This is a genomic window from Bacillus alkalisoli (assembly GCF_002797415.1).
Classification (GTDB): domain Bacteria; phylum Bacillota; class Bacilli; order Bacillales; family Bacillaceae_I; genus Bacillus_CD; species Bacillus_CD alkalisoli.
Genome location: NZ_KZ454944.1, coordinates 1,089,056 through 1,112,315, shown reverse-complemented (window position 1 = coordinate 1,112,315; position 23,260 = coordinate 1,089,056). Strand labels below are relative to the sequence as shown.

21 protein-coding genes and 2 other annotated features are annotated in these 23,260 nt (G+C 36.2%); all 21 genes read right to left on the bottom strand.

Going from position 1 to position 23,260, the window contains the following annotated elements; genetic code table 11:
- Positions 1 to 37: 37 nt before the first annotated feature.
- Positions 38 to 307: a DUF1294 domain-containing protein gene (locus CDZ89_RS05290; RefSeq protein ID WP_096153042.1), complete on the bottom strand. Its 270-nt coding sequence runs from the start codon at positions 305 to 307 to the stop codon at positions 38 to 40.
- 509 nt (positions 308 to 816) lie between these two features.
- On the bottom strand, positions 817 to 1,176 hold the full coding sequence (gene rplT / locus CDZ89_RS05285; RefSeq protein ID WP_096153040.1) for a 50S ribosomal protein L20: 360 nt from the start codon (positions 1,174 to 1,176) through the stop codon (positions 817 to 819).
- Positions 1,177 to 1,218: 42 nt separating this feature from the next.
- The gene (gene rpmI, locus CDZ89_RS05280) at positions 1,219 to 1,419 is read right to left on the bottom strand and encodes a 50S ribosomal protein L35 (protein WP_096153039.1); all 201 of its coding nucleotides are present in this window, start codon (positions 1,417 to 1,419) and stop codon (positions 1,219 to 1,221) included.
- 19 nt (positions 1,420 to 1,438) lie between these two features.
- Positions 1,439 to 1,957 (bottom strand): translation initiation factor IF-3, encoded by a 519-nt coding sequence (gene infC, locus CDZ89_RS05275; RefSeq protein WP_141395250.1) that lies wholly within the window; start codon positions 1,955 to 1,957, stop codon positions 1,439 to 1,441.
- An 87-nt stretch (positions 1,958 to 2,044) separates the two neighbouring features.
- Positions 2,045 to 2,174, bottom strand: a sequence feature (ribosomal protein L20 leader region).
- Positions 2,175 to 2,580: 406 nt separating this feature from the next.
- The gene (gene thrS / locus CDZ89_RS05270) at positions 2,581 to 4,515 is read right to left on the bottom strand and encodes a threonine--tRNA ligase (RefSeq protein WP_096153036.1); all 1,935 of its coding nucleotides are present in this window, start codon (positions 4,513 to 4,515) and stop codon (positions 2,581 to 2,583) included.
- A gap of 128 nt (positions 4,516 to 4,643) precedes the next feature.
- Positions 4,644 to 4,882, bottom strand: a binding site (T-box leader).
- A gap of 111 nt (positions 4,883 to 4,993) precedes the next feature.
- Positions 4,994 to 5,830 carry a sporulation protein YtxC gene (gene ytxC, locus CDZ89_RS05265; RefSeq protein WP_096153034.1) on the bottom strand — a complete coding sequence of 279 codons (837 nt, stop codon included), beginning with the start codon at positions 5,828 to 5,830 and terminating at the stop codon, positions 4,994 to 4,996.
- Positions 5,831 to 5,961: 131 nt separating this feature from the next.
- The gene (locus tag CDZ89_RS05260; RefSeq protein WP_096153032.1) at positions 5,962 to 7,374 is read right to left on the bottom strand and encodes a replication initiation and membrane attachment family protein; all 1,413 of its coding nucleotides are present in this window, start codon (positions 7,372 to 7,374) and stop codon (positions 5,962 to 5,964) included.
- Positions 7,375 to 7,629: 255 nt separating this feature from the next.
- On the bottom strand, positions 7,630 to 8,091 hold the full coding sequence (nrdR, locus tag CDZ89_RS05255) for a transcriptional regulator NrdR (protein ID WP_096153030.1): 462 nt from the start codon (positions 8,089 to 8,091) through the stop codon (positions 7,630 to 7,632).
- Between the two features lie 23 nt (positions 8,092 to 8,114).
- Positions 8,115 to 8,510: a cytosolic protein gene (locus CDZ89_RS05250; RefSeq protein WP_096153027.1), complete on the bottom strand. Its 396-nt coding sequence runs from the start codon at positions 8,508 to 8,510 to the stop codon at positions 8,115 to 8,117.
- Positions 8,511 to 8,629: 119 nt separating this feature from the next.
- Positions 8,630 to 9,004 (bottom strand): adenosylmethionine decarboxylase, encoded by a 375-nt coding sequence (gene speD / locus CDZ89_RS05245; RefSeq protein ID WP_096153026.1) that lies wholly within the window; start codon positions 9,002 to 9,004, stop codon positions 8,630 to 8,632.
- Positions 9,005 to 9,639: 635 nt separating this feature from the next.
- The gene (locus CDZ89_RS05240) at positions 9,640 to 10,668 is read right to left on the bottom strand and encodes a glyceraldehyde-3-phosphate dehydrogenase (RefSeq protein ID WP_096153024.1); all 1,029 of its coding nucleotides are present in this window, start codon (positions 10,666 to 10,668) and stop codon (positions 9,640 to 9,642) included.
- A gap of 350 nt (positions 10,669 to 11,018) precedes the next feature.
- A complete protein-coding gene (coaE, locus tag CDZ89_RS05235) occupies positions 11,019 to 11,615 on the bottom strand; it encodes a dephospho-CoA kinase (protein WP_096153022.1) in 597 nt (198 codons plus the stop codon).
- A 48-nt stretch (positions 11,616 to 11,663) separates the two neighbouring features.
- The gene (ytaF, locus tag CDZ89_RS05230; RefSeq protein WP_096153021.1) at positions 11,664 to 12,302 is read right to left on the bottom strand and encodes a sporulation membrane protein YtaF; all 639 of its coding nucleotides are present in this window, start codon (positions 12,300 to 12,302) and stop codon (positions 11,664 to 11,666) included.
- Positions 12,303 to 12,382: 80 nt separating this feature from the next.
- Positions 12,383 to 13,210, bottom strand: a complete 828-nt coding sequence (mutM, locus tag CDZ89_RS05225) for a DNA-formamidopyrimidine glycosylase (RefSeq protein ID WP_096153019.1) — start codon at positions 13,208 to 13,210, stop codon at positions 12,383 to 12,385.
- Positions 13,211 to 13,232: 22 nt separating this feature from the next.
- Positions 13,233 to 15,866 (bottom strand): DNA polymerase I, encoded by a 2,634-nt coding sequence (polA, locus tag CDZ89_RS05220; RefSeq protein WP_096153017.1) that lies wholly within the window; start codon positions 15,864 to 15,866, stop codon positions 13,233 to 13,235.
- A gap of 290 nt (positions 15,867 to 16,156) precedes the next feature.
- Complete coding sequence (gene hflC, locus CDZ89_RS05215; protein WP_096153016.1) at positions 16,157 to 17,089, bottom strand: protease modulator HflC; 933 nt, start codon at positions 17,087 to 17,089, stop codon at positions 16,157 to 16,159.
- Complete coding sequence (hflK, locus tag CDZ89_RS05210; RefSeq protein WP_176483678.1) at positions 17,089 to 18,060, bottom strand: FtsH protease activity modulator HflK; 972 nt, start codon at positions 18,058 to 18,060, stop codon at positions 17,089 to 17,091. Before hflK ends, hflC begins: the two co-directional genes overlap by 1 nt.
- A 717-nt stretch (positions 18,061 to 18,777) precedes the next feature.
- Positions 18,778 to 20,550 (bottom strand): two-component system histidine kinase PnpS, encoded by a 1,773-nt coding sequence (pnpS, locus tag CDZ89_RS05205; RefSeq protein WP_096153014.1) that lies wholly within the window; start codon positions 20,548 to 20,550, stop codon positions 18,778 to 18,780.
- The gene (locus tag CDZ89_RS05200) at positions 20,543 to 21,265 is read right to left on the bottom strand and encodes a response regulator transcription factor (protein ID WP_096153013.1); all 723 of its coding nucleotides are present in this window, start codon (positions 21,263 to 21,265) and stop codon (positions 20,543 to 20,545) included. The genes pnpS and CDZ89_RS05200 overlap by 8 nt, the downstream gene beginning before the upstream one ends.
- Positions 21,266 to 21,682: 417 nt before the next feature.
- Positions 21,683 to 22,159, bottom strand: a complete 477-nt coding sequence (locus CDZ89_RS05195) for a MaoC/PaaZ C-terminal domain-containing protein (protein WP_096153012.1) — start codon at positions 22,157 to 22,159, stop codon at positions 21,683 to 21,685.
- 96 nt (positions 22,160 to 22,255) lie between these two features.
- Positions 22,256 to 23,194 carry a malate dehydrogenase gene (gene mdh, locus CDZ89_RS05190; protein ID WP_096153011.1) on the bottom strand — a complete coding sequence of 313 codons (939 nt, stop codon included), beginning with the start codon at positions 23,192 to 23,194 and terminating at the stop codon, positions 22,256 to 22,258.
- Positions 23,195 to 23,260 lie beyond the last annotated feature (66 nt).

The window sequence follows — 23,260 nt, the reverse complement described above, 5'->3', positions numbered from 1 at the left end:
AGAAGCATAAATTAAGCTTATTCGAGCTTGTTTATGCTTATGTTAATCCGATTAAAAAATAGATAATTAATGCTATTTGCACAATGGTTAGCAGTGGTAAGCCGTAACGAAAGGATATGTGCTTTGTTTTATGACGGAACATACGCATAGCGATCCATCCACCTAAAGCTCCACCAAGTAACGATACCGTCCAAAGATGAAACTCTGGAATGCGCCATTGTTGTTTTTTTGCTCTTTCTTTATCCGTTTTCATTAAGAGAAATGATAAAAGGTTAATAAACATATATATGAGAAAAAACTCTTTCATGTTACCTCCGCTAGTGAACAGTATTAACATTTTTTTTGGTTTGTTATACGTATTAGTTTTTCTATACTAACTGTTGATGTTCGCTGCAGGTGTTCGCTTTCCGCGGGTTTGTCTAGTTATAGCGGCTAGCTCCTCGAGACATAAGCCATGGACATCTCGAGGGCAAAAAGCGCCCTCAAGCTGCCCCTGTCTTATGCTTTTCGGAGCTGAACGAGCCGCTTTCACTTTTCTTGGCACTCGGGAGCCTCCTCGGCGCAAGCGCCTGTGGGGTCTCCCTTGTCGATACATCGCACGAAGGAAATGCGTATGCATTTTCGAGGAGTCTCACACCTGCAGCGAACATCAACTTCATTTCTTTGAATAAACTATAATACTTTCATTAATATAAAGAGCCTTCGAAAATGTTCATTTAACTCTTCATAAAAAGTTTCTGTATCATTAATTATATAACAAAAGGGACTAAAGTTAATTAGTCCCTTTTATAAGTATAGAGAAAGCTCTATGCTTTATTATTTGTTTAAGCTGTTTTTTGCAGCAGTTGCTAATTCAGCAAATGCTTTTTCGTCGCTAACTGCTAATTCAGCTAACATTTTACGGTTAACTTCGATACCAGCTACTTTTAATCCGTGCATTAAACGGCTGTAAGAAAGACCATTTATACGAGCTGCTGCGTTAATACGAGCAATCCAAAGCTTACGGAAGTCGCGTTTCTTTTGACGACGATCACGATAAGCATAGTTGAATGATTTCATTACTGCTTGATTTGCTACTTTATATAAAGTATGTTTAGAACCGAAATAACCTTTAGCTAATTTTATAACTTTTTTACGACGTCTGCGTGATACTGTACCGCCTTTAACTCTTGGCATTTTGTTTCCCTCCTAATAATCTATCTAAAACGATTACCGATATTATTTGATGTTGTCTAACATGTGACGGATACGCTTGAAGTCACCTTTGCTTACTACAGCAGCTTTACGTAATTTACGTTTTTGCTTTTGAGATTTGTTTCCGAATAAGTGACTTGTGTAAGCATGAGCACGCTTCAGTTTACCAGATCCAGTCTTTTTGAATCTTTTTGCTGAACCGCGATGAGTTTTCATTTTAGGCATTGGTGTTCCTCCTCATTCATTACTTTTCGTTTTTGGGTGCTAACATTAAGAACATACTACGGCCATCCATTTTAGGTGCCGATTCAATTGTTGATACTTCCGCACAAGCTGCGGAGAAACGATCAAGAACACGTTGACCAATTTCTTTATGTGTAATTGCACGACCTTTAAAGCGAATCGATGCTTTTACTTTGTCTCCTTTTTCAAGGAACTTAATCGCATTTCGAAGCTTCGTGTTAAAGTCATGCTCATCAATAGTTGGACTTAAACGAACTTCTTTTACGCTAATAACTTTTTGGTTTTTACGGGCTTCTTTATCCTTCTTCTGTTGCTCGAAACGGAACTTTCCGTAGTCCATAATTCGGCATACAGGAGGTTTTGCAGTAGGCGCAACCATTACTAAGTCAAGATTTGCTTTTGCAGCAATCTCCAGTGCTTCTGTTTTCGTTTTGATTCCAAGTTGATCTCCATTTTGACCAATCAGACGAACTTCACGGGCACGAATCCCATCATTAACCATCATATCTTTGCTAATAATTAGCCACCTCCAAGGTTTTATCCAAATACTCATCATGAACAATACTGCATCCTGATGAAAAGCAAAAGTTTTACTTGCTTTGTTTTTACATATAAAAAAGTGTGGGTGCACTAAACACCCACACTTTACGTTTACAAGTAATAAAAAGCTTGTCGTAAAACCTGCCAACTGCGTTATGCGTCAATCAGGTGAGAAGCGGGTGCTTCTTCTTGTTCATAAAAAGTATTATTTACCTTAGAAATATATCATTAACAACTAGGTGTTGTCAAGGAATCGAAATTTAAAACAAACAACGATTTAAATTCTATCAGATGAAATTGTATTATGCAATACTTTTTTTCATACTTTTCAATTTGTCGATTTAAAGATAACTACAAATACAACGCCTGTCCGTTCCTTTCCGCTGCAGGCACTCGCTTTCCGCGGGGAGCGACGTGAGCCTCCTCGGCGTTCCGCCTGTGGGGTCTCACGCTTCGATCTTCTTCCCGCAGGAGTCGAGTGCCTTCCGCTTCAATCCACTCTTTGTTTTAAAGAAAGGTGGGGAAAAACCTTTGCGAAAAGAGCCACTGTTCTTTAGTTATTAGCTTTTTCTAAATGCTAAAAGCTAACCACTAACATCTAACTTACTTTTTTGCTTCCTTAACTATTGCATCTACAAATGCGTCTAGGGAGATTGTTTCGGATTTTTGTTCTCCGTATTTTCGGACGTTTACTGCTCGGTCTGTGATTTCGTTGTCTCCTAAGACTAGCATGTAAGGGATTTTTTGCATTTGTGCTTCACGAATTTTGTAGCCGATTTTTTCGTTACGTTCGTCAAGTTCTACACGAATTCCTTCTGCTTTTAAGCGCTCTTGCACTTCCTTTGCATAGTCAAAATGAACTTCAGGAGAAACAGGGATTACTTGAACTTGTACTGGTGCTAACCAAGTTGGGAATGCTCCTTTGTATTCTTCAATTAAGAAGGCAACGAAACGTTCCATCGTTGAAACTACCCCACGGTGAATAACGACTGGACGGTGTTGCTTTCCATCTTCTCCAACGTAAGATAAGTCAAATTTCTCTGGTAACAAGAAGTCAAGTTGTACAGTGGAAAGCGTTTCATCTTTCCCAAGAGCAGTACGCACTTGAACATCTAATTTAGGACCGTAGAATGCTGCTTCCCCTTCTGCTTCGAAGTAGTCTAAGCCTAGTTCATCCATTGCTTCTTTTAACATCGTTTGAGCTTTTTCCCACATTGCATCATCATTGTAATATTTTTCTGTATCTTCAGGGTCACGGTATGATAAACGGAACGAATAGTTTTCTAAGCTGAAATCTTTGTACACTTCTTGTACTAAGTTAACTACGCGCTTAAATTCATCTTTAATTTGATCTGGGCGAACAAAAATATGTGCGTCATTTAAAGTCATACCACGTACACGTTGTAATCCTGATAGTGCTCCGGACATTTCATAACGATGCATTGTTCCAAGCTCGGCAATACGAACTGGCAACTGACGATAACTGTGTATGCTATTTTTGTAAACCATCATATGGTGCGGACAGTTCATTGGACGTAACACTAATTGTTCGTTGTCCATCTCCATTGGAGGGAACATGCCATCTTGATAGTGATCCCAGTGACCGGAAGTTTTGTATAACTCCACGCTTCCCATAATAGGAGTGTATACGTGATCGTATCCAAGACGAATTTCTTTGTCTACGATGTAGCGTTCCACTACACGGCGAATTGTTGAACCTTTCGGAAGCCATAATGGCAAGCCTTGCCCAACTTTTTGTGAGTTAAAGAAAAGGTCTAGCTCTTTTCCTAATTTACGGTGGTCACGCTCTTTTGCTTCTTCTAATAAACGAAGGTGCTCATCAAGCTCTGCCTTTTTGAAAAATGCAGTTCCGTAAATTCGTTGTAACATTTTATTTTTGCTATCACCACGCCAATAAGCTCCAGCAATGCTTAACAATTTGAATTCTTTTATCTTCCCAGTTGAAGGAACGTGTACACCACGGCAAAGGTCATAAAACTCACCTTGTTCGTAAATAGTAATTGTTTCTCCTTCAGGAAGTTCACGAATTAATTCAAGTTTAAGCTCATCGCCAATTTCTTCATAACGACGAATTGCTTCTTCACGTGAAACTTCCACGCGAACTACATCCAAGTTTTCATTCACAATCTTTTTCATTTCTTTTTCAATAACTGGTAAATCTTCTGGTGTTAATGAGTGTTCCATGTCAATGTCATAATAGAATCCATTTTCAATAACAGGTCCAATTCCAAGTTTTACGGTATTGCCATATATACGTTTAATAGCTTGTGCCATTAAGTGGGCCGTGCTGTGACGCATGATAGATAAAGCTTCTTCACTGTCTTGAGTAATAATGCTAATTTGCCCATCACCGTTTATTGAAGTACGTAAATCTATTTGTTCGCCGTTTAATAATCCAGCAATTGCTTTCTTTTTCAGACCTGGGCTAATGGATGCCGCAATATCTTCTGTTGTTGTGCCTTTCTCAAACTCCTTTACCGCTCCGTCTGGAAATGAAATCTTTACTAATTCAGACATCCTAATCACCTCTTAAATTTTTTAGTTGTTAGTCGTTAGCGCTTAGCTTTAGTTATAGGACTACACTCTTTACCTAATCACTAGCCACTAGACAAAAGCCCTAACAAAATAAAAAACTCGCCCCTAATAAAAGGGACGAGTTATTATTCTCATCGTGGTTCCACCCTAGTTCCCATAGACTGCTAAAAAGAAAGCAGAATAATGGCTTAAGCTGGATAACGGGTCTACCGTCAACTGCTACTACTCAAGGGTTCGCAATTGAAGTTTAAAGGTGGTAAGCATTCAAATCGTAATAGGAAGCTTGCACCAAATGCTTCCCTCTCTGGGATTCGTATTTAAATACTGTTGTCCTTATCATTACTTTTAAATGGATAGTTTTGTATATGTACGTTATTATATTCTCCTTACGAAGGAAAAGCAACCCCAACTATTCATTAATTGAAAAATTTTCACAATAGGTGGTAAAAATGATAAATTTTCAATTAACTCTCCATTTTTTCAATTGAAATTGTTGATAAGGCAACAGCGTCGCACGTTCTTGAAATATATTTCGTATCGTTTGGACGAGATAATGATCCGTATGATCGGTGTATAAATATAGTTTTTTCGGTGCAATCGAAACAAGTGGTGCCAACACAACGGAATCGATGTAGTAACCGTAATTATTAAAATGAGTTCGGTTAATAAACTTAATTAATTGGTTTTTACTTATAAGTATTCCGTTTTTATCGTAGAAATCAAATTGATAGTTGTATACTAAGTGCACCTCATCAAATGAAGAATCTGTACAGAACAACACTTCTCTTAATTGTTGAATAAAAGCTTGATATTCTTGCTCTAACTTATACTCGTCAATGGCCGCCTCAATGTACGGCATTAGTTGATCAAAATAATGTTTTAATCGAAAGGTAATCAATGATTCAATGGAAAATGAAACATTGCTGTTGATTAGAGATTCTAATACACTTTGCAGTTCTTTCTCTCGTTCGGTATTTTCCGGGAGATTTGGTATATCGTTTATCTCGCCCTTCCTAATACTTTGGTAAATGCATAATATTTGTTCTTGTTCCTCGAAATCCTTAAAATAAAATGTATTCTCTAACACAGAAATAATCCAATTCGTTTCTTTTTTTGTTTGTATAAACCACTTTAATGCTGGTATGAATATTTGTTGACACCAATGATCATCGAAAGTAGAAATTGTCATCTTTTCTTTATTTAAAGAAAGTGCATGAACACTTTTCGAATCAGTTTGAATGAGCTTATTATATAAAATGTTCGCATCTATTTGATCTTGAAAGGAAATGTCAAACAAGTTTGTCCCCCCTTTAATACACCTGTTTCTATGTATATGGGGGTAGTTGTAAAAAAATGAGTGTTTGATTAAAGTTCTTGTTATGTTTTTATAGACAAAAAATAGCCCACAACAATTGGGCTATAACAAATTTATTCTTCGACTTTCTTCTGCAATTTTAAACGTTCTAATCGCTCTGCAAGCTTTCGCTTATCTTCTTCTTGAGCAGTAGTCGTACTTTCATTTTTCTCTTCTGTAATTTTCTGTTCCTTACTAATAAAGCGATTTCTATTTTCTGTTTTCTTCGCTGGTGTCTTAGTGGAACTTTTTGTTTCTGCCCATGACTGATACTGGCGTTGTTCTTGCTTAGCAAGTTCCATTGCATCCGGAACTGTTTTTATATGCTTTCTCGCCCAATGACTTGCAATCTTTTCAATGTATTTACGATTTAACTTCATATCTGTTTTTAGTAAGACGTAGTACAGTAAAACGTTAATAACACCAGCCGGTAAATGCTGCTTAAACATGATATCTTCCACAATTTGAAGGTCAGACACAATTGGCTCACCACCATTTGATAAGTCAGACAACAATTTCCTAGGTGAGACAGTCTCTAACATTTTAATTAACTGTTCATCTTTAGAAGTTGGCTCTTTGTTTTCCATCTTTCGAAGTGTGAAAGGTTGTGTCGTTTCAACTAATGTTGGAAGCTCGTTATTATATTCTAACTGGTACCAATCACGAGATGACTTTCTTAATTTTTCAATATTTATATTGTCATCTTCGTCTATCGTGTTCATTAAAATATCTTTCATTTGCAAGGCATCAATTTGATACAAGAATGATAATTTTTCAATTGCATCCTTCACTTTTGTCGTTATCGCTTTATTAGGGATAACAACATCCGATAAGCCCGCAAATAATAACTCGAAGTCAAAGTTAGTGTGCTTTATTACAGGTTCGGTTCCTTGCGCTCTATTCATCCATTCTTTTTCACTCGTAATTGAAATGTCTTCAAAAGCTTCATCATTCAAACTACCTACCATTTGCTCAGCTTGAATAGATTGAAAAACATCGTTAAATGATTTTGTCACTTGCTCATACTGTTCGTTTATCAGCTTGTCTTCCGTAAAGAATTTTTTAACATTCAAGTATTTACTTTTACTTAGCCGGTTATATAAATAAATATTTAGGACTGGATCTGAGAAAAAAGCGTCTGGTGTTAACGGAGGTTGAATTTCATATATAAAATTTCTTGCGTCATTTTTCTCATTTACATACGTTCTTAATAATCCAATTCCTTCTAACTTCTGTCGCTCATGATGGATGTCTTTCAAATTGCACTGCATCATCGCCATGAGGCTATGATGTGTTTTATCTTCCCCCCATAGACGATCTTGTTCAAGTTCGCTCCAGAGTGTCATATACAGACTAAACCCACGAAAACCAAGTAGTGGCTGGTATAACATTGTTAAGATTTTTCTATCGTATTCATGGATAAGCCCGTTCGACCGAACGATGTAACGGTCGACAGGAACTAGGTCATTCCAATGTCTTGCTGACATACGGTTTCCTCTCCTTTCTTGCTGGTTTATAGAAAAAAAGAGCTGAATGCTCGCCACTTTTCAGTATATAAAGACCGTGCCGGTTTTATGGCCGCTTTCCGCGGGGGAGGCGGTGAGCCTCCTCGAGCCAATGGCTCTGCGGGATCTCACCAGCCTGCCCTCTCCCGCAGGAGTCGTCCACAAAACCGGCACTTTAAATAATTTCATTACTTTTTAGTTATACGAATCCTTGTTAGTCAGTTAATTTTTTTGTTCTTATTTTCTTTCTCGCTCTATCAGTTCTTTTAGTTCATCAAGGAATACATTTATATCTTTAAATTGTCTATAAACAGAAGCAAAGCGCACGTAAGCAATTTCATCGATGGTTGCTAGTCTGTCCATTACCATTTCTCCAATTGTATTACTATTTACTTCGGATACACCGATGTTACGAAGGTCTTTTTCTACATTCATTACGATATCCTCTAGTTGTTTAAGTGCAACTGGGCGTTTTTCGCATGCACGTATAAGTCCTCGAAGTACTTTTTCTCTGCTAAATTCTTCTCGTATTCCTTCTTTTTTTACAACGATTAACGGCATTTCTTCTACTTTTTCAAATGTTGTAAAACGGTATAGGCACTCTTCACATTCTCTTCTTCTACGAATAGAACGCCCTTCTTCTACAGGGCGTGAATCTAATACTCTTGTGCCGTTATGTTGGCAAGATGGACATTTCATCTTTTCATCAACTCCCGTGTCGTCTAATCGTTTAATCCAGATCCTATAAATGTTAAAGATTTGTCAAGCTTTTCGTACATATGTACAATTTGTTTTTTGCTAAATCCAAAGTCAAAAGGTAATGAAGTTTCTGTTGAAACAGAGAAATCTACTGCTGTTTCAAATGCACGTACAGAAATTACCGTAATAATCATAAAAGCTTTCTTCCCGTTATTAATGGATACAGCTATTTCGCCATGTTCTTCTGAAACTGATTTAACGGTGTAACCATTTGTTTTTTCAACAACTTCTTTAACTGCTTTTAGAGCATTTTTGTTTGTTATTTTGTAATACCGACTTTTTAATTGTTTGTCCATGTGATTTTCTCTTGTTTCTGCGTGTGTAGAGAAAAATGTTTTTACGTTTTGTATTAGTGCCATTATGTTGACAACCCCTTTATGGAAGTTCTATTCTCTATGTAAAACTGAATTTTTTTTACCATTAGAAAAAGAGGTGTACATGTACACCTCTTCTCATTTTACTCGATTTACGTATTATTTTAAAGTGCTTTTGCTTTCTTTACTTGAACTGGTCCCATACCACGTGGAAGTTCAATTGTTTCACGTGTTTGAGCGTTAAGTGCTTCAGCAATGTAGTCTGCAGCAACATTTGGATCTAAATGTCCACATGTATAAACGTCGATGCTTGCATAGCCGTGTTCAGGGAAGCTATGAATTGTTAAATGTGACTCAGAGATAATAACAACTCCGCTAACTCCTTGTGGTGCAAATTTATGGAATGCTACCTCACGAATTTCTGCACCTGATTTAAGCGCAGCATCAACAAATGTTTTTTCCACAAATTCCATATCATTTAGCTTGTCAAAATCGCAACCCCATAATTCTGATATAACGTGACGACCTACAGTTTCCATCTCACGTTCCCCCTTTAACTATTATTGTTGGATACATGAATTTCTCTCAATGTTAACTGCTATTAATGTCTTAACTACCACGGGGGAAAGTTAGTCCAGAGAGGTCCTAACCCTTTAAGTAGCCACATTAGCCTTTCAAGAAGTTCACGAATCATAGTATACTTTCTTTTATTTCGTTTTGCAATAAACTTTTTACATTTATTTTTGTTAAAGGGTATATTTTTATAGAAAAGTGGTCAATCTATGTAGTTTGGTATATTTTATTTTAAAATATTCTTTATATACGGATTTTGGAATTGGGTACAAATCGTTGCTGTACGCTGTAGGTGCTCACTTTCCGCGGGTGGTCTCGGGAGCCTCCTCGGCGCAAGCGCCTGTGGGGTCTCCCTTGACGCACTTTTCCCGCAGGAAAAGGAATGCTACGGGAGCGATTCATCGCACGAAGGAAATGCGATAGCATTTTCGAGGATCTCGCTCCTACAGCGTACAGCAACTAATTTAAAGTTATTTTTAAAAGATTTCACAAAGAACTAAGAATTCCTAGAAATATCACTAAAATAGATTTATAAAAAAGATTTAATGAAATTAAAATAGCGGTTAACAGAAAGTTAACCGCTTACAAATTGTTATTCAAATTAATTTGTTACTGCTTCTTTTTGAAACATTTTTTGTGCAACGTAGTTTACTAAGTCTACTACGCGGCAAGAGTAGCCCCACTCGTTATCATACCAAGCTAATACTTTTACTTTATTTTCTTCCATAACGATTGTTGATAACCCATCAACGATTGCGGAATTAGGGTTTGTATTAAAGTCAATAGATACTAATGGTTCCATCGTAATATCTACTACACCATTTAGTGAACCGCGTGCTGCTGTTTCAAATGCTTCGTTAATTTGATCCACTGTGACCGATTGCTTTAAATCTACAACAAGGTCAACTAAAGATACATTTGGTGTAGGTACACGTAAAGCCATTCCATGTAATTTACCTTTTAAGTGAGGTAATACTAATGATAATGCTTTTGCTGCTCCAGTTGATGTTGGAATGATGGATTGAGCGCAAGATCTAGCACGTCGTAAATCTTTATGAGGATTATCGATATTATTTTGATCGTTAGTATATGCATGAACAGTTGTCATTAAACCGTTTACGATTCCGAATTGATCGTCTAACACTTTTACAACTGGTGCTAAACAGTTTGTAGTACAAGAAGCGTTAGAAATTACATCATGGTTTTCAATGTCTAATTCACCTTCATTAACTCCCATAACAATTGTTACATCTTCGTTTTTCCCTGGTGCAGTTAAGATTACTTTTTTCGCTCCAGCGTTTAAGTGTAAAGCTGCTTTTTCGCGTGAATTAAACTTTCCAGTAGCTTCAATAACGATATCTATGTTTAACTCTTTCCAAGGTAATTCCTCTGGATTACGGTTGTTTAATAATTGAATAGTATGACCATTTACAATTAATGCGTTATCTTGAGGAATAATTTCTCCGTCAAAACGACCATGATTTGTGTCATACTTAATTAAGTGAGCTAATGTTTCTGCAGGATAGCTCGCATTGATTGCAACGATATTCATATTTCCTTCTAGGATAGCCCTTCTAAATACCATTCTTCCGATTCTTCCGAATCCATTAATTGCAACCTTTGCCTTCATAAACAATTCCCCTTTTCACCATTATGTTATACTTTTAATCTGATAATCTACAATTAGTATAACATATTTGATTTTTCGTGTCATGAAAAAATTAAAAAAACAGCGGGAATTTATGTTCAGATTTTTTTTGTAATATAAACTGTTGATGTCCGCTGTAGGCACTCGCTTTCCGCGGGCGGTCTCGTGAGCCTCCTCGGCGCATAGCGCCTGTGGGGTCTCACTTAACACGCTTTTCCCGCAGGACAAGGAAGGCTACGCGAGCGATGCATCGCACGAAGGAAATGCGATAGCATTTTCGAGGATCTCGCGCCTACAGCGGACATCAACAAAATAATATCTTATAATAATTTTCACTTACAAAGTCTTTCTAATAAATCTTGTAGTTGGGCTTCTGTTTCGGCGATAGAGCCGTTGTTGTTGATTACTTCATCCGCTAATTTTATTTTTTCTTTTAGTGGTAATTGTGATTTTATTCTAGCTATAGCATCTTCTTTACTTAGAAGGTTACGCTCCATTAATCTTTCTAATTGTGTTGATTCATCTACATATACGAGTAAAGTTTTTTCTACTAAATGTGTTAACTTACTTTCAAATAACAATGGTATATCCATTACAACTAAAGGATGACCTTCTTTTATGTAATTGGCAGCATCTTCTTTCATTTTTGTTCTAACTGCAGGATGAACAATTTCATTTAACTTTTTTCTTCTTTCTTCTTGGTGGAAAATAATATTCCCTAACGCAGGCCGATTAATGGAACCATCTTCATATAAAATGCTTTTTCCAAAGACTTCTACAATTTGCCTATAAGCTGGTTTGCCAATGTCCACTACTTCTCTTGCTACTATGTCAGCATCCACAATCGGTATACCAACATTGCGCATCATATTAGCTACAGTACTTTTTCCACTTGCGATTCCACCAGTTAGACCAATGATTTTAGCCATACTTGACCCCCCCCTACTAAAATTAAAGACTGATAAAAGTATCAGCCTTTAAAGTTTAATTACCCCTATTACAATTAATAACACGCCTGGTAAAAAGGCAAATTTTTGTACCCAACTTATGTTTGAGAATATTTGCCCAATTCTAATACCAGAAATAACAAAAAGCGAACTCATTAATGCAACACTAAGTGCCATGATAATTGGAGAAAAGCCTAACAATGCAGCACCAATTCCTGCTCCGAATGCATCTAATGAAAGTGCTACTCCAAGGAAAAATGCTTCTAGCCCAGTAATGGAACCAGACTTATCAAAATCGGCTTCTGTTGGCTTTCTTAAGATATTTATTACAACACCTAATGACTTAATTTCCAGATTTAAGATCATTTTCTCTCCAACACAAACTTCGTCCTTTTGTTGGCTTGAGCGGAAAAACTGATATAGTACCCACATTCCAAGTAGAACTAAAATAGAGCCTCCAATAGTTTCTGCTACTTTAGGAGACAGAAAATTAGTAATAAGAGTACCGACAAACATGGCTAGTAAAAGAGCCATCGCAGAACACGTGGCAATGATTGCTAAAGATTTTAATGGCATTCTCATTTTTCTTAAGCCATATGTTAAGCCAACACTAAAGCTGTCTAAACTTACTGCAAAAGCTAAAAGTAAAAGCGAGATATATTGAACCATATCGAGCTCCTCCCTACCTAACACTAAAATAGTATATGGCAGGAGCCCATCCGATGTGTTACTAACGTATATCGGTTTTATTATTCAGCTTGGCACTTTCGACAAGTATGTGTTCCTCTACCTGCAACGACTGACTTTTCAATCAAAGTTCCACATTTTTTGCATGGTTCGCCAGCACGACTATATACGAAAAGTTCTAATTGAAACATTCCAATTTGTCCTTGTGAGTTTACGTATGACCTTACTGTACTACCACCTTTAACAACTGCTTCTCTTAAAGTAGCTACAATTTCACTATGTAGCTTTTTTAGATCGTCTTCCGATAAAGAAGATACTAGCCTTGTTGGATGGATGCCTGAACGAAACAGTGCTTCATCTACGTAGATGTTACCAAGTCCAACTAGAACAGATTGATCTAATAACGCTGCTTTTATATTACGATTCGTCTTTTTTAAGCGTTCTTTTAATAATTCTAACGTAAACATATCTTCTAACGGTTCTGGTCCTAATGTGACTAGTGGTTTTTGTTGAAACTCCGATCCCTTAGGATAGAGGTGGAACGTTCCAAACTTCCGAACATCTTGGTACCTAAGTTCCATATCATCTATGAAGTGAAAAATGACATGTGTATGTTTACTTACTGGTTCTTCTTTTGGATAAAGCCCATACTTCCCTTCCATCCTTAGGTGGGAAATCATACAATAGTCCGTTAAATAAAATAATAAGAATTTCCCTCTTCTTTTTACTTCTTGAATCGTTTGTCCTTGTAAAAGCTGTAAGAAAAGGTGTACATCATCAGGATGTTTAACCATCTTGGGCCAATGTACAGTGACAAAGCTTATTGTTTTTCCTGTTACTAATTGCTCTAACGTTCTTCTGACCGTTTCTACTTCTGGTAGTTCTGGCATTTATCTCACCTACTATTATTCTTTACTTAGCGTCAAACCATGTGGAGCCATATGAATAATCAACTTTAAGTGGCACTTCAAGTTCAACTGCTTGTTCCATTATTTCTGGAACTATTTTTTTCATCACTTCTATTTCATCCTCAGGTACTTCAAATACTAATTCATCATGCACTTGCAGAAGAAGACGTGCTTTTAATCCCTCTTTTTCTAAACGCTTTGCCATTTCTATCATTGCTTTTTTAATAATATCAGCGGCGCTCCCTTGAATAGGTGTGTTCATTGCCGTTCTCTCTGCAAAGCTTCGAATGTTGAAATTACTACTTGTAATCTCAGGTAAATAACGTCTTCTATGAAGCAGTGTTTTAACATAGCCTTTGTCTTTTGCATCACGAATAATTTCATCCATATATTCTTTTACACCTGGGAAGCTTTCTAGGTAGCGGTCGATAAACGTTTTTGCATCTTTACGTGTAATATTTAAACTTTGGGATAACCCATAATCACTTATTCCATACACAATACCAAAGTTAACTGCTTTTGCTTGTCGACGCATATTAGATGTTACTTCTTCCTCACTCACGTGGAAAACGTCCATCGCGGTTTTCGTATGAATGTCATGATCCTCTTTAAACGCTTCGATAAGTTTTTCGTCTTTTGCAATATGAGCTAATACACGAAGTTCGATTTGGGAGTAGTCTGCTGCAAAAATAACCCACCCAGCCTCACTAGGTACAAACGCTTCACGTATTCTTCTTCCTTCTTCTAAACGAATTGGAATGTTTTGTAAGTTTGGATCTGTCGAGCTTAAACGTCCAGTTTGTGTTAATGCTTGATTAAATCTTGTATGCACTCGGTTTGTATCTGTGTGAATTACTTTTAATAATCCTTCTATATAAGTAGATTTTAATTTCGATAATTGGCGATAATGTAGGATTTGTTCTACAATTTCATGTTTATCAGCTAGCTTTTCCAAAATGTCAGCAGACGTAGAGTAACCTGTTTTCGTTTTCTTAACTGGTGGTAAACCTAAATTTTCAAATAGTACAACACCAAGTTGTTTAGGAGAATTAATATTAAATTTTTCTCCCGCTAACTCAAAAATTTTCTCTTCGATTGTTTTAAGCTGGGAAGACAGGTTGTCTCCCATGTCTTTTAAGCGACCCTTATCTACTTTAATACCCGTAGCTTCCATTTCTGCTAAAACTAATGATAACGGCATTTCTAATTCTTCAAACAACGATAACTGTTCGTTATTTTTTAATTCTTGGATGTAATCTTCTTTTAATCCTTCGAGTGCAAGAGCTTTTCGCATTAGATGGTCTGCTAAAACGTCTTGTGCTGGAACTTTTTGTTTAGCTCCTTTTCCGTAAACAGCCTCATCTGCCTGTACTTGGGCATAGCCTTTTTTCTTAGCAATTTCAGCTAAATCTGCAGAGCTTTCAGCCGGATTAACAATGTATGCTGCGATAATTAAATCAAAATCAATTCCATTTAGCTCTATCCCATTCCAACTTAATGAAACGATGGCTCTTTTCGCATCAAATACTGTTTTTCTTTGTTTTTCATTTTCAGCAAACTCTTTAAACACATTTGATTTTAATGCATCTTTTGTAGGAATGAAGAAGTTTCCTTTTTCATTTACAAGAGCAATTCCTTGAATATCTGCTTGGTGGTAGTTTTCTTCTAATACTTCCACTAACAAGAAGTTTTCGTTTGCAAAATGGTCTTCTCTTATTTCTTCCAAAATCTCATATGTAATATCTTTTAATTCTTCTTGTTCTTCCGAAACGTCTTCTCCTAGTTTCTCAAGTAACGAGTTAAATCCTAATTCTTTAAACATTTCTTTTACTTTTTGTACATCAAAGCCATCATAAGATGTATCGGGAACAGTAACTTCTATTGGTGCTTCCCTTAAAATAGTTGCAAGCTCTTTACTCATAATAGCTTGTTCTTTGTTTTCTTCTAATTTTTCTTTCAGCTTTTTCCCACTTACTTTATCAATCGATTCCAGCAGAGTCTCAATTGTCCCAAACTCTTTCAATAATTTAATCGCCGTTTTTTCTCCAACACCAGGGACACCTGGAATATTATCGGAAGAGTCTCCCATGAGTCCTTTCATATCGATGATCTGATCAACTGAAATGCCATACTTTTCCGTAATAAACTCTGGTGTGTAGGAATCCACATCTGTGATTCCTTTTCGTGTAATGTCTACTGTTACATTTTTAGAAGCTAGTTGTGTTAGATCTTTATCGCCAGAAATAACTTTCACTTCTAATCCATCTTTTTCAGCTTGTAAAGAAAGCGTGCCGATAATATCATCCGCTTCATAGTTTTCGAGCTCATAGCGACGAATATTATAGGCATCTAGCAATTGACGAATGAATGGAAATTGCTCAGATAACTCTGGTGGTGTCTTTTGCCTGCCGCCTTTGTACTCACCGAACGTTTTATGACGGAACGTTGTTTTTCCAGCATCAAATGCTACTAGCATATGTGTCGGCTTTTCTTCCTCTATAATTCTCATGAGCATCATGGTAAATCCGTAAATTGCGTTAGTATGTATTCCTTTATCATTATTTAAGAGCGGCAGGGCGAAGAATGCTCTGTACGCTATACTATTTCCATCAATTAAAACGAGTTTATTTTTAGTCATCATAATTCCTCCTCTAAAAAATAGTCTTTTTTAAACACCGCTATTGATTTCCGCTCATATCTTCGCTTTCCGCGGGCGGGCCGTGAGCCTCCTCGGCTTCGCCTGTGGGGTCTCACGCTTCCCGCTTCTCCCGCAGGAGTCTTCGATATGCGCGGAAATCCAACCGCTAGATTGAAATCAACTCTACAACAAGCTTTTACATAGAGAAATAAAAAAATGCCATCCTTTTCTTCCTATATTCTATCATGTAATAGAAAAGAAAGAAAAAGATGACATAATGATTTTAACTATTAATCCATGTATCCAAGTAACAAACGAGCATATGGTGAATCTGATGGTAACACGATTACAGTTTCTCCATTTACTGTTGTTTTATAGGATTCAAGCGTACGGTATAAGTTGTAGAACTCTAGGTCTTTTGAGAAAGCATTATTATATATTCTAGCAGCTTCCCCATCTCCTTCTGCTCTAATTTCATCGGCGTCTGCTTTTGCTTTTGCAAGCATTTCCGTTACTTCACGATCTGTATTAGCAATAATACTTGTTTTGGAAGCATCACCCATAGATAAATATTCTTGCGCTGTTGACTGTCGCTCTGAAATCATACGAGTATATACAGACTGTTCATTTTCTTCCGGTAAGTCTGTTCTTTTAATTCGTACGTCTGTAACAACAATACCGTAGTTTGCATTTTCTAAAAGTTCGTTGACTCTCTCCGTTACGATGTCATTTAAACTCCCACGGGAAGATTTTTCATCATTAATAATCTCATCATAGTCAAGTCTCCCTAGTTCTGTTCTTAAAACAGAGAATACAAACTCTGACATACGAGTTTCTGCATTTACAAATGTTCTAGCATTTTGAATCATTTTTGTAGGGTCTTCGATTCTCCACACTACATAGTTATCAATTATCATTCTCTTTTTATCTCGAGTGTTAATTTCCGCTTCCGCTACATCATAAACCATTTGATATTTTGGTAGAGTGGAAACCTCTTGAATAAATGGTATTTTTACATAAATTCCCGGATCTTGTTTTATACCTATTACCTCCTGGAACTGTCTAACAACTTTAATTTCGCCCTCTTTTACGATATAGACGTTACTTGCGAACAATCCAAGGACTATTGCTATAATTACTAAGGTGATACCACCACGTATGGACTTTTTCCATTCGAAGTTCGGTTTTCTTTGTTCAATATCAATAATGTTTTGATCACTCATTAGTTTCCACTCCCTTCCTGATTTGCAGGTGGTTTCGGAGTATTATCTACTCTTTCCTGACGAATTGGGAAGTACTTCATCGTATTTCCATCATCATTCATAATATAGATTTGTGCGTATGGTAATACTTCCTCTAACGTTTCTATAATAATACGACTCTTTGTAATCTCTGGAGAGTTAACATACTCTGTATAAAGAGCGTTAAATCTAGCTACATCACCACGAGCTCTTTCCACACGAGCCGCTTTTTCGCCTTCCGCTAGGGACATGATTGCAGCTTTTTCACCTTCGGCTTCATTCATACGTTGATTTCGGTATCGATTCGCTTCATTTATTTTCGTATTCATCGTTTCACGAGCATCTGTAACATTCGTAAATGCTTTTCTTACGTCTTCATTAGGAATCTCTACATCTTGAAGTTTTACTGCTGTAATACCTATGCCAATGTCATATTTCTCCATTAACTCTTTTAACAGCTCATAAACATCAGCTTCAATTTCAGCTTTACCACTTGTTAACGCATCATCTATTTGTGAACTACCAATCGTACTTCTTAAACTAGCTGACGTTGCATTGTACAAGATTTGCTCAGGTCTATCTGCTTGGAATAAAAACTTTCCTGGATCTGTTATTCTCCACATAACAACCATATCAGCTAATACAATGTTTTCATCACCAGTTATCATTTTTGTATCTTTAGGAAATTCAACTATCACACCGTCTTTTTCCTCATAACCAAACTGTAAACTGAACGTTTCAGTTGATAAAATTTCTACACGTTGGATTGGCCAAGGCATTTTAAAATGTAACCCCGCCCCCTTAATATCTTCATCTACTTTACCGAACGTTAACACTACCGCTTGTTCTGATTGGTCAACAGTGTACCAAGTTGTAACAGCTGAAACACCTAAGACAACAATTAATATTAATGCAAAAATACCGGTATAAATCTGTTTTAAACTAACCAACATTCATTCTCCTCTCTCTTATGCTGTAATATGGCATTACTAGTAAACTAAGTACCATACATAATGCATGACTACTTTACGAAAAACGAACAATCAAAAATTGATATCATTAAATACTATAATAAATGCAATATTATATATATTTAATATTTATACGTAATAGTTCGTTTTTCAATAAACGAAATACAATTATGAAATTTACTAAACTAAAAAAATAGTAAATATAACACCAGAAAATTATCCATTTTATAAATGAACTTTTTTAACCCAGTCTTATATACGAATACATATGACAAAAGTTTCTCTTCTTTTACATTTTAATAAACTTTTTTTCATTTTTGTAACAAATGGTATTGGAATATATGGATAATAATTGAAATAGTAAGATGATGGGATTCATGAAGGAGCTAATTTTTTCACTTTAACACCGAGAGTGGATTGTAGCGGAAGGCACGTGACTCCTGCGGGAAGAAGAGGGAAGGCTGAGACCCCACAGGCGAAGCCGAGGAGTAGGTTTTTTCACGATAGTGAAAATAACCTTCCGCTGCCCTCCCCGCGGAAAGCACGTGCCTGCAGCGAAAAGGAAAGGAAAACTTGTTATAAAAAAAAGTGGCAAGAACACAAAGTGTCCTTGCCATGAAAATTGGCTCCTTGGATGAAGGGGTTTTCAATAATTATATTAGCAAAGGATTATTAAGAGACAATGAAACAATTGTAAACTTATTGTAAATCTTTGTTTTTTTTCAATAATTTTACAACAAAGGTTGTTCCTTCATTCACTTTACTTCTTACCGATACTTGACCGTGATGTGCCTCAACCAAGTGTTTTACGATCGCTAATCCTAAACCAGTTCCACCTGAATTACGACTTCTTGCTTTATCCACTCGGTAAAAACGTTCAAATATTCTCGGTAATTCCTCTTCACTTATGCCAATTCCTGTATCTGAAACTTCTACTACTATATTCTCTCTATCTTCAGTTACTTTTACCGAAACCGTTCCATTAATGCTTGTGTAAGCTAGAGCGTTATTTACTAAATTAATGAAAATCTGCTTTAACCTTGCACTATCTGCTTTTATAAATAACGGCGGACTATCTTTTTTAACTAGATTTAAATTTATTTCCTTATTTTTAGCCTTTCCTGATAACATAACGATTACTTCTTCTAAAAGTTCATGTATATCTAGTACTTGGATATTTAACGGAAACCCTTGCTTCTCCATTTTGGATAAATCTAATAAGTCTTGAATAAGAGTTTGCAAACGGTCACTCTCTTTTAAAATAATGGATAAAAAGTGTTCTAGTGTGTCTTTATCGTTCATTGCACCATCTAAAAGAGTTTCGGAAAAACCTTTAATTGAAGTAATCGGTGTTTTTAATTCATGAGAAACATTTGCAACAAAATCTTTTCTCATTTGCTCTAATTTTTTTATTTCCGTAATATCGTGAAAAACTAATACAATACCTTTCCACTCATTATTCGTCCCAATAATAGGGGCTCCATAAACTTCAAAGTGCTTTCTTTCTATTCCTAGCGGTAGAAGAATTTGTTTTCTTACTTTTACTTCTGTCATAAAAATCTCTTCTACAAGCGAAGTGATTTCTTTATGTTCAAAAGCTTCATAGTATAAGCGGTACAAATAATTTACTGGATCTACATGGAACGTTTCTTTATACGTTTGGTTAACTAAATTAATATAGCCTCGTCCATCAATTAATATTAAACCACTACCCATACTATCTATTATTGTTTTAAGTCTATCTTGTTGCATTTCTTGCGCTTTTGTAATGTCTTGAAGGTTCCGAGCTAAAATATTTATGGACTGACTTAACATTCCTGTTTCATCATGATGTTCTTCATATGTTCTAGCTTTATAATTTCCTTTTGCTAGTTCGATTGCCACTTTCGTTGCAGAATCAATCGGAAGCGTATATTGAGTTGTTATTCGAACACCTAATAGTAGAATAACGAAAAATGATGTACCTAGACTTGCAATCAAAAGTCCCCATATTTGCTGGTTTACTTTTTGTAATGAATCTACTGGAGTACTTAAAATAACAAATCCTTCTACACCATTACCTTGTTCAAAAGAAGAACCGTAATAAAACATTTCATCGTCTTGTTCGTAATAAAAACTCTTTTCATTCTCATATTTAGCTACTATTCTGGATATTAATTCTTGATGAAGATGGTGTGTATTAGGGTTGGCACTTCTTGAATCATAAAGAACCATTCCATCTTTGTCAGCAATGGTAATCCTTGCTGTAAGAGTTTTACTAACATCATTCAACTGTAATTGTAAAGTCGGGCTGATCGATTCTTCTTTTGATATAAATAATGCAATTAAATTGGTTTCTTTTTCAAGTCTTTGATTAAACGTATTTAAGTAAAAACTTTTGAACAATTGCCCTAATAGAAGCCCTAAACACAATAATACGATAACGATTAATGTGATGAGAGCAAATAAAAGGCGAGAGCGGAACTTAGTCATTTTTTTTCGGTTCCTCTAGCTTGTATCCTAAGCCTCTTATCGTTTTAATATATACAGGTTTTTTCGTGTCCTGTTCGATTTTTTCCCGCAGATGGCTAATATGTACATCTACAATTCGTGTATCACCAGCAAAATCATAGTTCCAAACAGCACTTAATAGCTGATCGCGTGTTAGTACACGACCTTTATTTTTGGATAAGTATATAAGTAACTCAAACTCTTTTGGTGTTAGTTCTAGTTGTTCGTTTTGAAAGAATGCTTCATAATGATCAGGTAAAATTTTCAAGTCACCTATCACTATTTTCTCTATATGCTCTTGTTCCCCTTCTTGCTCAGTAGGTGCTACTGTTTGAGACCTTCGTAATATTGCTTTTACACGTGCCACTACTTCACGTGGGCTAAAAGGCTTTGTCATATAGTCGTCTGCCCCAAGTTCTAATCCTAACACTTTGTCAAACTCGTCATCTTTAGCTGTTAACATTAATATTGGTACATTTACTTTTCGTTGTCTAAGTTCTTTGCAAACTTCAATGCCATCCATTTTAGGTAACATTAGATCTAAGACTATAAGTTCTGGTTTTTCTTCGATTGCTTTATGTAAGCCATCTGCTCCATCGTTGGCAACTACTACTTCGTAGCCAGCTTGCTCTAAGTTATACTGAAGAAGCGTAACAATAGACTGTTCATCGTCGACAATTAATACTTTTTTGTTCATTTAAAGGCCTCCACTAATAGTTTAAGAACCCTTCATCCATTTTATCTATTTATATATGGTTCTTTTCAAAAGTTTGTTGTATTTGTATAAAGAGGCCCGTTCCTTTTCGCTACAGACACCTGCTTTCTGCGGGGAGCTTAGCGGAAGGTTATTTTCACTACCGTGAAAAAACCTACTCCACGGCGTTCCGCCTGTGGGGTCTCCCGTTTCGCTCTATCTCCCGCAGGAGTCAGGTGTCCTCCGCTCCAATTCACTCAAGGCTTTGAATGTATAAAGTAAAACAAACCTTGTGAAAAGAACCTTCTATTTACATTCTACACAAGTTTAGAATTGTACACAATTTTCTTTTTCAAACGAAGATTACATGTAAGTACATAGAAAAAACGAGAAGCAGTTTTGGGTCCGCTTCTCGTTTTTTTAGAAGTTCTCTAGTGTTACGCTTTCCATTGATTCTAATTTGTGTGGTGGGCATACCGTTAATGTTCCTTTTATTACTGTTTCATCTTTTTCATTTGTCGCTGAAACATGGAGATCAATTGTATGCTTGTCCGTATTTACATCTGTTACTTCAAATAAATAGTTAATTGTCCCGTAATGGTAAACAGGTTTCGGGAAAGACAATTGTTGTTCTACAACATGACTACCTGGTCCAGGTAAGTATTTAGAAACAGCTGAAGTAACAATTCCTGTTAACATTATACTAGGTACAATAGGTTTTTTGAATGGAGTCTGTGATGCATAGTCGTGTTGTATATATAATGGATTGGCGTCGTTTGTTAAACCTAGATATAGAAGTAAATCTTTATCTTCAATCTTTTCTGTTAATGCAAGTTTTTCTCCAACTTGAATTTCTTCCAATCTTCTACCAAGTTTTCTTTTTTTACCTAGTAACACGTGAAGCACCTCCACAGATAGTAAGTTAATTAGTATGCAAGCGTTTACAAATAAGTAGAATAAATTCGGGGAAGAGATCCCCGAATTAAATTATATTTAAGCTAAAACGTTCATTACACTCTTAACAGAATCAACAGATTTTTGAAGAGCAGTTTTTTCGTCTTCAGTAAGTTCTAATTCAATAATCTTTTCAATTCCACCAGCACCTAAGATGGTAGGAACTCCTAGGTAAATTCCATCGTGTCCGTACTCACCTTCTAAGTATGCTATAGACGGAAGAACACGACGTTGATCTTTAAGGATCGCTTCACACATCTCTACAAGAGAAGCTGCTGGAGCATAGTAAGCACTTCCATTACCTAGAAGGTTAACAATTTCCCCGCCACCTTTTCTCGTTCTTTCTACGATAGCGTCTAGACGGTCTTTCGGAATCAATGTTTCTAAAGGAATTCCCCCAGCATAAGAATATCTTACTAACGGAACCATATCATCTCCATGTCCACCAAGAACGAAACCAGTAATATCTTTAACAGATAAATTTAATTCTTGAGAAACAAATGTACGGAAACGTGCAGTATCTAATACCCCTGACTGGCCAATAACACGGTTTTTAGGGAATCCTGACTCTTTGAATACTGTATAAGTCATCGCATCCACTGGGTTTGTTAATACAAGGATAAAACAATCAGGAGAATGCTTTACGATTTCTCGCGTAACACTCTTCATAATATTAGAGTTTGTATTAACTAAGTCGTCACGGCTCATGCCAGGTTTGCGGGCAATACCAGCAGTAATAACAACAATATCTGAACCTGCTGTATCTTCATAATTAGATGTACCAATAATATTAGCATCAAATCCAAATACAGGGCTAGCCTCTAGCATATCTAGAGCTTTTCCTTTTGTTGGATTTTCTAACTGTGGAATATCAACTAATACTACGTCACCAAGTTCTTTTTGTGCTAATAAAAATGCAGTAGTTGCACCTGTAAAACCTGCACCAATTACGGAAATCTTTTTACGCTTCATTGTCATAAATATTTCCTCCCCAACTTGATTTCAGTAGAAGATATGCTTAAAAAAATAAAAACATGTTTATTT

Coding starts and splice junctions, on each gene's coding strand:
- CDZ89_RS05240 (WP_096153024.1), bottom strand. CDS start 10,668: ATGAAGGCAAAGGTTGCAATTAATGGATTCGGAAGAATCGGAAGAATG.
- CDZ89_RS05260 (WP_096153032.1), bottom strand. CDS start 7,374: ATGTCAGCAAGACATTGGAATGACCTAGTTCCTGTCGACCGTTACATC.
- nrdR (WP_096153030.1), bottom strand. CDS start 8,091: ATGAAATGTCCATCTTGCCAACATAACGGCACAAGAGTATTAGATTCA.
- ytaF (WP_096153021.1), bottom strand. CDS start 12,302: ATGGTTCAATATATCTCGCTTTTACTTTTAGCTTTTGCAGTAAGTTTA.
- CDZ89_RS05290 (WP_096153042.1), bottom strand. CDS start 307: ATGAAAGAGTTTTTTCTCATATATATGTTTATTAACCTTTTATCATTT.
- CDZ89_RS05200 (WP_096153013.1), bottom strand. CDS start 21,265: ATGAACAAAAAAGTATTAATTGTCGACGATGAACAGTCTATTGTTACG.
- CDZ89_RS05250 (WP_096153027.1), bottom strand. CDS start 8,510: ATGGCACTAATACAAAACGTAAAAACATTTTTCTCTACACACGCAGAA.
- mdh (WP_096153011.1), bottom strand. CDS start 23,194: ATGACAATGAAGCGTAAAAAGATTTCCGTAATTGGTGCAGGTTTTACA.
- polA (WP_096153017.1), bottom strand. CDS start 15,866: ATGACTAAAAATAAACTCGTTTTAATTGATGGAAATAGTATAGCGTAC.
- thrS (WP_096153036.1), bottom strand. CDS start 4,515: ATGTCTGAATTAGTAAAGATTTCATTTCCAGACGGAGCGGTAAAGGAG.
- speD (WP_096153026.1), bottom strand. CDS start 9,004: ATGGAAACTGTAGGTCGTCACGTTATATCAGAATTATGGGGTTGCGAT.
- rplT (WP_096153040.1), bottom strand. CDS start 1,176: ATGCCAAGAGTTAAAGGCGGTACAGTATCACGCAGACGTCGTAAAAAA.
- mutM (WP_096153019.1), bottom strand. CDS start 13,210: ATGCCAGAACTACCAGAAGTAGAAACGGTCAGAAGAACGTTAGAGCAA.
- rpmI (WP_096153039.1), bottom strand. CDS start 1,419: ATGCCTAAAATGAAAACTCATCGCGGTTCAGCAAAAAGATTCAAAAAG.
- pnpS (WP_096153014.1), bottom strand. CDS start 20,550: ATGACTAAGTTCCGCTCTCGCCTTTTATTTGCTCTCATCACATTAATC.
- hflC (WP_096153016.1), bottom strand. CDS start 17,089: ATGAGTGATCAAAACATTATTGATATTGAACAAAGAAAACCGAACTTC.
- hflK (WP_176483678.1), bottom strand. CDS start 18,060: ATGTTGGTTAGTTTAAAACAGATTTATACCGGTATTTTTGCATTAATA.
- coaE (WP_096153022.1), bottom strand. CDS start 11,615: ATGGCTAAAATCATTGGTCTAACTGGTGGAATCGCAAGTGGAAAAAGT.